An 11,015-nucleotide genomic window follows, 5' to 3' on the forward strand; every position below is an offset into this window, starting at 1 on the left:
GGAGTAGTGCCGGGCTCGGCCTGGGACCTCACTCGCGGGTGCCGACGGCGTCGTGGGCGCGGACCTCGACGGCCCCTGGGAGGGACCGGATATCCGTGAACTCGTGTGGTTCCAGGCTAGGAAGAGCGCCGGGTGCGGGAGAACCCCCTGCCACGCGGAACGGGGGGTTCTCCCGCTGCCCCCTGAGACGGGCATAGGGGGTGCGGGGGCCGGCTATTTCCCGGCGCGCAGTCGCATGCGGACGAGCCCCTTGCTCGCATTGATCATGCGGGGGCCGATCTCCGGCGGCGCGTCCTTGCGGCACCAGCGCGCGTTCATCGCCATCTTGGCCGGGGACATGGCGAAGCAGCGGGTGTCGCGCTCCCCGAACCGGAACGACGGCGCGATGAAGTCGGCGTCCCGGATGTAGGAAAGGATCTTCCGCGCTGCCTCTCCGGAGGTCTCCGTGCCCTGGTCGACCGCCTCGCACAGCTCCCTGGTGAGGGGTCCCATACGGGTGAAGCCCTCGCTCACCGGGAGCGGGGACCCGGGGTGCCCGAACTCCTCCAGCTCCCGGAAGACGCCGTCGTCACCGGTGCGCTCGAACCGGTAGTAGGCGTCCTCCAGCATGACGTTGCCGAGCATGGTGCCGAGCATCCAGGTGCGGTTGACGGCGTTCCACAGCTCGTAGTCGCGGAACCCGACGAAGGAGCTGTAGACGATGTCGTCGTGGAAGTCGAACAGACCCTGCTGGAGGTCCTCCAGGTAACCGAACCGCTCCATGGACCAGTCGCCGTCCTTGCTGGCCGCGATGAGGCGCCAGCCGAGGGCGTTGACGAGTTCCATCGTGTTGGTCAGGCCGCGCGAGTACAGGGCGTCGATGAAGCCGGCCGCGTGGGAGGTGAGGCAGAACCGCTCGCCGACCACCTGCTTGGCCGAGTACTGCAGCCTGCCGGTCGACACCCAGGGGCGGACCGCCTTCGCCCCGCGGAACTGGTGCGCGATCTCGGGGTACCGGGCCAGGAAGTCGTCGAACTCCTGCTGCGGGGTGCGGTCGCCCTTGGGGTGGACGCGGGGGTCCAGGGTGAGGCCCACGCTGCACAGGGGGTTGAGCGAGTGCTCGTTGTTGTCGAACGGGATCACCCACAGCCAGCCGCCGTCGAAGACGTGGTGCAGGGTGCCGTGGTGCCAGGGGTTGGGCTGGTCGTGCCGGCGGGCCGCCGGCGCCTTGTCGAAGGGCTCGACCCCGATCATGTGGGTGAACAGGCACCGGGAATGGGTCCTGGCCCGGGTGGGCGTCTCGCGCAGGGCGAACTTCTCGGCCAGCGGGGAGCGGAAGCCGCTGCCGTCGACCACGTAGTGCGCGCGGAACTCCTCGCCGCCGTCGGTGCGCAGGACGGCGCCGGTGTCCGGGTCGGTCTCGACGTCCACGATCCGGGTGCCGAGCCGCGGGTGGGCGCCGTACTTGACGGCCACGTGGAACAGGTAGGCGTCGATGTCCTGGCGGAACAGGTGGGTCTCGGTGCGCAGCACGGAGGGGACCACCAGTTGGTTGATCTCCTGCCAGTCCTGCGGGGAGCCCTCGCGGTGGTAGACGAAGCCGAAGTTCTGCTTCTGGCCGCAGTTGCGCGAGACCTGCTCGCGGATGCCCTTGAAGCTCGACAGGGCGCGCAGCTCGGGCACCCGGTAGCGGTCCGCGATGAGCCTGGTCAGGCCGGAGGTGTAGGGGATGGTCGACTCCCCGACGGCGAACCGCGGGTGGGTGCCGGCGTCGAGGAGCAGCACCTTGACGCCGTTCCGTGCCAGGACGGCGCCCAGCATTCCGCCGGCCATGCCGCTGCCGAGGATCGCCACATCGTATTGGTCACTGCGGTTCATGGGGTTCCTGACCCTCCTCGTGGGGTGGTGACTGCCGCTGACGGGCAGGGGGACCTGGGCGGTTCACCCGGCCAGGGCCCGGTTCTGGCGGAGATCGCCGCGGGTGCGGACGCCGAGCTTGCGGAAGATCCGCGTCAGATGCTGCTCGACGGTGCTGACGGTGATGCTGAGGCGTGCGGAGATCTGCTTGTTGCTGAGCCCTTCTCCGGCCAGTGAGGCGACGCGCTGCTCGGCCGGGCTGAGCAGGTCCAGGTCCTGTGCCGGAGCCGTGCCGGGCGTGCCCGGCGGTGCCATCCGGGTCGGCAGCAGGCGGGCGAATTCCGCGGCGAGGGCCGGTGCTCCACAGGCGCCGGCCAGGTGCGCGGCCCGCTGCGCGAGCGCCTGGGCCTCGGTGTCCCGGCCGGAGCGCAGATGCGCGACCGCCAGTTCCGCGAGGGCCCCGGCCAGCTGGAGGCGGTCACCGGAGCGCTCCAGGATGGCCGTGGCGCTCTTCAGCAGGGCGCCCCGCTGGGAAGGCCGCCCGGCGGCGGCGAGGACCCGCAGGGAGATGCCGCGGGTGCGGGTCAGCGCGTCCCCGGCCAGGTCGAGTTGCTGCCGGGCCAGGGCGTGCGCGCGGTCGTTGTCGCCGAGGGCCAGCAGGGCCCGCGCGGCACCGGACCGCCAGGGGACGAGGGACGGCTGGTCCAGTCCCCAGGCGCGCATGAGGGCACCGCAGTTGGTGAAGTCGTCGAGGGCGGCCCGGGGCTGCCCGGTGGCGAGGTAGTGCTGTCCCCGGGCATGCAGGTAGTACAGGCCGAACCGGCTGTCGAACATCCCCTGCGGCAGCGGTACTTCGAGGTACTCGGCCGCCGCCTCGTGGTCACCGAGGTCGGTGTTGGCCTGGATCAGGTTGGCGAGCGGCCCGCCGATGCACACGCCCCAGCTCTCCACGGGGATCCGCGCGAGGGCGGCCTCCGCCAGCTCGCGGGCCTCGCGCGGCCTGCCCTGGCGCAGGGCGATACCGGCCCGCAGCGAGGAGAACTCGGCGATCCACAGCGGGACCCTGCGGCCGCGCGCCTCGTCGAGCCAGTGGTCGCACCAGGCCGCGGCGGCCTCCGTGCGGTCCGCGAACAGCAGCGCGGAGACGGCGCAGGTCAGCCACTCGTGGGTGTTGCGGCCCAGCCGCATCGCCCGCATGGCCGCCTCGGCGGAGTCGACCACGTCCTGGCGGGGGCCGCGCCGCAGCACGTCGGAGAGGGCCACCGCGCCCCGGATGCGCGGGTCGCCGCCGAAGGACACCTGCCGCGCGGGCCCGGTGGCGGTCGCGCCCGCGGACACCAGCCCGGGGTAGCCGACCGAGAGGAGTTCCCGGGTGGCCCGGGCCTCGGCGGCGGCCAGCGGGTCGGTCATGCCCGCGTCGCGGCGTCCGATCCGCTCGACGGCGTCCGCGGCCTCGACGTACCGCCCGTGCCACAGCAGGTACTTGGCGAGCACCACGGCGTACTGGTCCGGCAGCCGGCCGGCCCGGAGCGCGTCGGCGAGTTCGACGAGGTGCCGTGCCCCCATGGTGGGGTCCAGCACCCAGGTGGCGCCCGCCAGCAGCGCCTTGAGCCGCAGTTGCTCGTCGTCGTCCCGGCAGTGCCGCAGGGCGACTTCGAGGCACAGTCTGGCCTCGGCGGGGCGGCTGAGGGCCAGGTGCCGTTCGGCGGCCTCCCGGAGCTGGTCCACCGCCCAGGGCGCGGTCGTCGTGCCGGCCGCGACGAGGTGCCGGGCCACACCGAGGACTCCGGCACCGCCCTCCTCGTACAGCAGTTCAGCGGCGCGGCGGTGCAGTCGGGCGCGTTCCTCGCCGGTGCAGCCGGCCAGAGCGGCGGCAGCGGCGGCCGGGTGGCGCAGCCTGCCGTCGGAGATCAGACCGGCGTCGTCCAGGGCCCGCAGGCCCCGGCTCAGTACGGCGTCCTCGACCCCGGCGAGGCGGGCCACGGTCTGCGCCGTGGCGTGGTCCTCGTGCAGTACGGCGAGGGCCTGGGCGATGTGCAGCAGGGCGGGCCAGCCGCGGTGCAGACAGCCGGTGACGGCGTCCAGGAAGGCGTCCCCGACGACCAGGCGCCCGGTGGCGTGCACCGTGCCGGCCGCGCCGCGCCTGCTGTCCTCCGCGAGCGCCCTGATCAGCAGCGGGTTGCCGCCGCTGACCCCGTGGCACTCGGCGGCGAGCCGGGAGGCGAGGTCGGCGCCGAGGTACGGGACGAGGACGGCCGCGACCCCGTCGCCGGTCAGCCGGCGCAGGGCGAGCGGCCGGTGCTCGGGACGGCGGCGCAGTTCCGCGCGTAGCCGGGGGTCGGCCGGCCGGGAGAGCCCGCGCTCGGTCATGATCAGGGTGACGGGCACGTCGGAGAGCCGGCGGATCAGCAGCAGCACCCAGTGCAGCGACAGGTCGTCCAGGAACTGGACGTCGTCCAGGCACAGCAGCAGCGGAGCACGCCGGGCCCGTCGTTCGACGACGGCGCACAGGTCCTGCAGGGCGCGCCCGGTCTCCGCGTCGAGGGTGTCCGGGCCGAGCCGGGCGACCGTCCCCGTGCCGTCGTGCCGGCCCGGGCCGGCTCCCCGGGCCGTCCCGGCCGCCACCGCCCGGTCCACGAGGGCCGGTTCGACGTCCCGCAGCAGTTGCCCGAGCACCGCACCGGGGATCGGGCGCTCGACCAGTGAGCCGGTGGCGCCGCGCACCTCGAAGCCCAGCTTCTTGGCGACGGAGCCGATCTCGGCGAGCAGCGCGGTCTTGCCGCAGCCGATGCCGCCGGTCACCAGGGCCACCTGCCCGGCGCCGCGGGCGCTGCTTCGGATCACGTCGGTGAGTGAGGAGAGCTCCTGGTCCCGTTCGACCAAGCGCATGTGGGGTCATCCCTTCGGTGCCTGTTGAGTTGCGTCCGCACGCCCGCGCCGTCGCGGGGCCGTTCCTGGGTCGCGTCCGTCCTAGGGGGCCGCGCTGATCCGTTCGCGGGGCGCGGTACCGTCGGCCGGGGTCCCGGAGCGGCCGGATCCGGCGAGGCTCAGCAGCGGACCGGTCATCACCGTCGTCACCACGGCCATGACGACCATGAGCGAGTACAACGAGTCGTCCAGCAGCCCGAGCTGGAGGCCGACACCGAGGATGACCAGTTCGGTGAGGCCACGGGTGTTCATCAGCGCCGCGAGAGTGGCGGAGGGCCGGGGGGCCAGTTTCGTGGCGCGGGCGCCGAGGTAGGTGCCGCCGAACTTGCCCGCGATGGCCACCAGGAGGATGAGGGAGAGTTCCCGCAGCCCGCCGAGCCCGATGCCGCCGAGGTCGACCTGGAAGCCGGCCACCACGAAGTAGACGGGCAGCAGCACCGACGTGAGATGCGTCGTGCGGTCGTGGAGGTCGGCGCGCAGGGCCTGGGCGCGTTCGCGGGGCACCATCAGCCCGAAGAGGAAGGCGCCGAAGATGTGGTGCATGCCCATCGCCTCGGTGGCCGCGGCCGACAGCAGCGCGCCGACCAGGACGACGGCGAACTTGAGCGGGCCCGGCTCCGCGGCCTTGTCGCCGGGGGCGAGCACGCGGCGCAGCAGCGGGCGGACGACGAAGAGCATGGCGGCCAGGTAGGGCACGGTGAGCAGGACGAGCCGGTGGTCGCCCGCCGCGCCGACCGAGGCGTTGACCGCGGCCAGCGCCGCCCAGGCGACCACGTCGACGAAGGCCGCCGCGGCCAGGGCGATGCCGCCGATGGCGGTACGGGTCAGGCCCCGCTCGGCGAGGATGCGGGCGAGCACGGGGAACGCGGTCACGGACACGGCGAGCCCGATGAAGACGACGAAGGTCCCGCGGTCGGCGGGGTCGTGCCCGGGCATCAGGGCGAAGGCGAGTCCGATGCCGAGCAGGAAGGGAACGGCGGTCGAACCGACCGCCGCGGCCACGGTGGTGCGGCCGTGCCCCTTCATCAGATTGCCCTCGATCTCGAGGCCGACCACGAACATGAAGAGGGCGACGCCCAGATTCGCCACACCCGACAGCACGGGCCGGACGTCGTCGGGGAACAGGGTCTCGCTCAACACCCCGTCGAAGAGGGTCGGACCGAGCAGCACTCCCGCGAGGATCTCGCCCACCACCGGCGGCTGCCGAATGCGCGAGGCGAGATGTCCGAGCCCGCGCGCCATGACGAGAATAATGGCTAGATCGAGAAACAGAATTTGTAACTGATGACTGTTCATTTCCCCCGGCCTCGTCTTCGAATGCAGCGCGTTTCGTGCGCGGAAATGCTGCTGGGGCAGCCGTCGAATCCGCCCGGCGGCTACCCCAGGAATTACTTTCAGGACTGCGTCATGTCCGGCGTCGAGTGGTCCGCGATGAGGTCGTCCAGCGTGATGTTGAACAGGGGGTGGTTTCCGCTGAGACCGGAGATGAGGGTGACGAAGTCGTCGGCGGGCTTCCGCTCGTGCTCCGGGTCGATCATCTCCTGGGCGAGGCTGTGGTAGAACTCCTTGTACTTCGTCTGGTCGTAGAACCGCTCGACGAATTCCCGGATCTCGTCGAAGAATCCGGAGTACGCGGTGGCGTACCGGTCCAGGGCCTTGGCCTCGATCTCCGGGTGCTTGATGACCTGGTCGACGATCTTGGCGAGGGTGCTGCCGGCCATGCAGGCCAGGGCCACGCCCGTGGAGAAGAGCGGGTCCACGAAGGCCGCCGTGTCACCGACCAGCACCCAGCCGTCGCCGTGGAAGCGGTCCGAGTGGTACGACCAGTCCCGGGCGGTGCGGAAGCCCGCCGACTGCCGGGCGTTGGCCAGCATCTTCCTGAGCTTGACGGTGCGGTCGCGCTGCTGGTGGAACAGCTCCTCCAGGGACTGCCCCGACTCCCCCGCGCTGGCGACGCGGGTGACGTACCCGACGCTGATGGTCCCCTTGTCGATGGGGATCGCCCAGAACCAGCCGCCGTCCAGGCCCTCGATCAGGATGTTGGTGTACTCGTCGCCCTCGAGGCGCTCGCAGTTGTCGTAGTACGTCCACACGGCGACGTTGCGCAGCTGGTCGTGCCACTTGACGTCGGTGTAGCGCCGGCTGAGCACGCGCGCCTGGCCGGAGGCGTCGATGACGAGGCCGGCCCGCACCTCGCGCAGGCCCTCCATGCCGCGCAGGGCGTAGCGGACGCCGACGACGCGGCCGTCCTCCTCGATCGGGTCCTTGACGGTGGCGTCCTCGACGATGTGCGCGCCGAGTTCGCGGGCACGGTCGAGGATGAGGGCGTCGAGGTCGGCGCGGCGCGTGTGGAAGGCGTAGGGGTGCTTGCCCTTCAGGAAGGCGAATTTCCACGGCACCTGGTTGTTGCCCCACACCAGACTGCCGCCGTACTTGCGCTCGAAACCGCGCTGGTCCATGCGCTCGGTGAGGCCGAGCTCCTCCATGGGGCGCATGAACGCCGGAATGAGCGACTCGCCGACGTGGTAACGCGGGAAACGCTCGCGGTCGAGTACCAGAACACGGTGTCCGCGCTGGGCGAGGAGACCGGCCGTCGTGGCACCGGCCGGGCCTCCTCCGATGATGACGACGTCGTAGTCGGCGGATATTCCGTAAATACTAGATGACACGCCTGTTACCTTCCCCTAGACCCTGGACCGGTGCGAGAACTGAGCGGGATTCGGCGAATTCGACCCCCCGCCGTATTGCCCGCCGCCAGTCTGCATTGAGTCACCTGGAGAAGGTCTGCAGCTCCTCTGGACGAGTTCTGGTCGTCGGCTAAAGACCGGCCTTCAGGACCTTCGACGCGCCGATGGGGAGGTCCCACAGGTCCTCGCGGGGCCGTCCGGTCCGCTCCCAGGCGGCACGGACCCGGTGCAGCGGCTCCAGCGGCGGTTCGGCGGACAGCAGGAAGGTCGCCCAGTGCATGGGCGCCATGCTCGTCGCCCCCATGTCCTCGCAGGCCTGGACCGCCTCCTCAGGAGAGGTGTGCACGGGCCGGAGCATCCAGCGCGGCTCGTACGCGCCGATCGGCAGGATGGCCACGTCGATGCCGGGGTAGCGGCGGCCGATCTCCTCGAACCAGTGGCCGTATCCGGTGTCTCCCGCGAAGTAGACCCGGTGCCCGTCCCCGGCAGTCAGCATCCAGCCGCCCCACAGGCTGCGGCAGGTGTCGGTCAGTCCGCGCCGGCTCCAGTGGTGGGAGGGGACCAGGTCGAACCGGACCGGTCCGAGCGGTCCGGGCAGTTCCACCGCCTCCCACCAGTCGAGTTCGGCGACCTCGGTGAAGCCGCGGCGGCGGATCCACGCGCCGAGGCCCGCCGGCACGAGGAGGGGGGTGTCCGGCGGCAGCCGGTCGAGCGTGGCGGTGTCGAGGTGGTCGTAGTGGTTGTGGCTGATGACGACGGCGTCGATGTGGGGCAGCTCGCGCCATGGCACACCGACGGGGGTGACGCGTTCCGGGGTGCCGACGATCCGGTGCGACCACACCGGGTCGGTCAGGACGGTGAGGCTGCCGATCCGGACGACCCAGCTCGCGTGCCCGGCCCAGGTCAGGGAGAGGTCCGTGGGGGCGACGTGGGGGACGGGTGCGGGGTCGACGGGCAGCTCGCCGAGCTGGGCGAGCGTTCTGCCGGGCGGGCGCAGACGCTGGCCGCGCAGGGCGAGGCGCAGGAAGTCCGTCACGCCGGGCAGCGGGGAGGTGAGGCGGTCGGCGAAGGAGTCCGGCCACGTGCGGATCTCACCGAACGGGCGCGGCGGCGACAGGGGCGGGCGGGCGGGGGAGGTCATCGGAAGTCTCCATCGGTGACGAAAGGAGACCGGCCCCGGTCCGCCCTCGGTCTCTGTCGAGTGCGCGGGGGCGGAGCGGGGCCGGTCGCTGCCGTCCGGGGACGGCTTCAGGCACGGAGGGCCGTCAGAGCGGAGTCACAGCAACACGCCTCCGAGGAGGGCGTCGATCATCTCCTGGATCTGCTCGTCGGTCAGCGGTTTACCCTGCCCCAGGAACAGGCGGAGGATCACCACACCGGCGAGCATGTCCACGACGGCGGTGAGGTTGACGTCCTGGCGGACCAGGCCGTCGGCCCGGCCCCGGACGAACACCGCCTCGACGGCGTCGCGCCAGGGGCAGACCCAGGTGTCCATGTGGCTGGAAGGGAAGTTGGGATCACTGACCGCCTGGGCCGCGAGGTGCGGCAGGAGCCGGCCCTCGGGCGCGTTGAGCAGCCCGTCCCGCAGCCAGCGCGTCATGGCGAGCAGATCCTCGTGAAGGTCGCCGCTGGGCTCGAGGTCGAAATCGGCCATCAGCGTGTCGAGCGCACCGATGATCATCTCTTCCTTGGAACGCCAGCGCCGGTAGACGGTGGCTCTTCCGACTCCGGCCCGGCGGGCGACCTGGTCCATGGTCAGTCCCTGGAACCCGGACTCGCCCAGCACCGTCACCGCCGCCTGCAGGATCGCCGCGTCCGCACGGGGGCTGCGCGGCCGCCCGACGGGGGTGGATGTGGCCTGTCGACCTTCACGCGTCTCGTACATCTATCCCGTCAGCCTCTCGATATGACCACTGCCGCAGACCGAGCACGTTCCGAACGAACCATCATACGGACTCCGTGACGGGCGGGGAGGTGCCCGCCGAGGGCGAGGGCGCGTCGTGCTCCGCGGCCCGACGCGGCATCCAGGCGAAGACCACCGCGGCGAGCGCGAGGACCACCACGGCCCCGCCGACCAGGGCGACGTCCATGCTGTCGACGTACGCCCGGCGGGCGGCCTCCGCCAGTTCCCGTCCCGCGGGACCCAGCTTCTGCGCGACGGCCAGCGCGGCGCCGACCGTCTCCTCGGCGGCGTCGGCCGCCTCCGGGGGCAGACCGTCCACGGACTTCTCCATGTCGCTCCGGTACCCGGTGCTGAGCACGCTGCCGAGCACCGCCACGCCGATCACACCGCCGACCTGCCGGAAGGCGCTGGTGATGCCCGAGGCCTCACCGGACTTGTCGTCGGAGGCGGTGGCGAGCGCGGCGTGCATGGCGATGGCCAGGGTGAGACCGATGCCGATGCCGAGCGGCACCTGGCAGGCGGCGACGGTGAACTCGCCGGAGTCGACGTCCGTGCTCGAGAAGAGCAGCAGTCCCACGGCCATCAGTAACAGGCCCGCCACCACGGGACCGCGCGGACCGACCCGCGGCGCGAGCCGCTCGGCCGTGCCCGCCCCGACCATGACCGCGAGCACCACCGGAAGCATCCGCACGCCGGTGCCGAGGGAGGAGTTGCCGAGCACGGCCTGGAGGTAGGGGCTCAGCATGAAGAGGAAGCCGGTCATCGCGAAGTGCACCAGCAGCAGTGCCGAGATGGAGGCACCGAAGTAGCGGTTGCCGAAGGACCGCACGTTCAGCAGCGGGTACGGGGTGCTCCGCTCGCGCAGCACGAACAGGACCAGGAGCACCACGCCGGCCGCCGCACCGCCCAGCGTCCGGCCGCTCAGCCAGCCCTCCTCCGGGGCCTGGGTCAGCGCGAAGGTGATGGCGCCGAGTCCGAGGACGGACAGCACCGCCCCCTGCCAGTCGAAGGCGTGCTCGCGCACCCCCCGGTGCTCGGGGAAGAGGAAGAAGCCCGCCACCATGGCGGCGACCAGGATCGGGATGTTGATCAGGAAGACCGATCCCCACCAGAAGTGCTCCAGCAGCCAGCCGCCGGCCAGCGGACCGATCGGCAGGCCGAGGGCTACGCCCGCGGACCAGATGGCCAGCGCGCGCGCCCGTTCCCGCGGGGCGAAGAGGACCGGCAGCATGGCCAGGGACACCGGGGTGACGATGGCCGCCCCCAGCCCCATCAGGGCTCGCCCGAGGATCAGTTCACCGGAGCTGTCCACCAGCATTGCGTAGCCGGACGAGAGACCGAAGACCGCGAGTCCCACCAGGAGCAGCCGTTTGCGTCCGATGCGGTCGGCGAGCACGCCGAAGGGCAGCATCAGGCTTGCGAAGACCAGCAGATACGCGTTGTGGAACCACTGGAGATCGGAGTTGGAGGCGCCCAGCGAGTCGACGAGCTCGGGCATCGCCACATAGAGGATCGTGGCGTCCAGGCCGTTGACCAGCACGCACATCACCAGCACGGCCAGTGCCCACCAGCGCTTCGGGCTGGTCCACACTGCGGATGCAGACACAGCTCCCCCTTTCTGAATTTTGATACGAGACTGACTCGTATCAAAACACGGGCGC

At 71.5% G+C, this 11,015-nt stretch carries 7 protein-coding genes; all 7 read right to left on the reverse strand.

Annotated elements, in window-relative coordinates; translation table 11 throughout:
• Window positions 1-213 precede the first annotated feature (213 nt).
• Window positions 214-1,857, reverse strand: a complete 1,644-nt coding sequence (locus ACIRG6_RS37080; protein ID WP_318215527.1) for an NAD(P)/FAD-dependent oxidoreductase — start codon at window positions 1,855-1,857, stop codon at window positions 214-216.
• 63 nt (window positions 1,858-1,920) lie between these two features.
• Window positions 1,921-4,725, reverse strand: a complete 2,805-nt coding sequence (locus tag ACIRG6_RS37085; RefSeq protein WP_403326472.1) for an AAA family ATPase — start codon at window positions 4,723-4,725, stop codon at window positions 1,921-1,923.
• Window positions 4,726-4,806: 81 nt separating this feature from the next.
• Window positions 4,807-6,006, reverse strand: coding sequence for a cation:proton antiporter domain-containing protein (locus ACIRG6_RS37090; RefSeq protein ID WP_350720444.1), 1,200 nt, complete (start codon window positions 6,004-6,006; stop codon window positions 4,807-4,809).
• 152 nt (window positions 6,007-6,158) lie between these two features.
• On the reverse strand, window positions 6,159-7,433 hold the full coding sequence (locus ACIRG6_RS37095) for an NAD(P)/FAD-dependent oxidoreductase (RefSeq protein ID WP_225637005.1): 1,275 nt from the start codon (window positions 7,431-7,433) through the stop codon (window positions 6,159-6,161).
• 148 nt (window positions 7,434-7,581) lie between these two features.
• A complete protein-coding gene (locus ACIRG6_RS37100) occupies window positions 7,582-8,592 on the reverse strand; it encodes an MBL fold metallo-hydrolase (protein WP_403326476.1) in 1,011 nt (336 codons plus the stop codon).
• Window positions 8,593-8,727: 135 nt separating this feature from the next.
• Window positions 8,728-9,336 (reverse strand): TetR/AcrR family transcriptional regulator, encoded by a 609-nt coding sequence (locus ACIRG6_RS37105; RefSeq protein ID WP_189231478.1) that lies wholly within the window; start codon window positions 9,334-9,336, stop codon window positions 8,728-8,730.
• A 61-nt stretch (window positions 9,337-9,397) separates the two neighbouring features.
• Window positions 9,398-10,960 (reverse strand): MFS transporter, encoded by a 1,563-nt coding sequence (locus ACIRG6_RS37110; protein WP_364684098.1) that lies wholly within the window; start codon window positions 10,958-10,960, stop codon window positions 9,398-9,400.
• Window positions 10,961-11,015 lie beyond the last annotated feature (55 nt).

Origin of the sequence: Streptomyces flaveolus (assembly GCF_044765825.1) — a bacterium.
GTDB lineage: Bacteria > Actinomycetota > Actinomycetes > Streptomycetales > Streptomycetaceae > Streptomyces > Streptomyces flaveolus.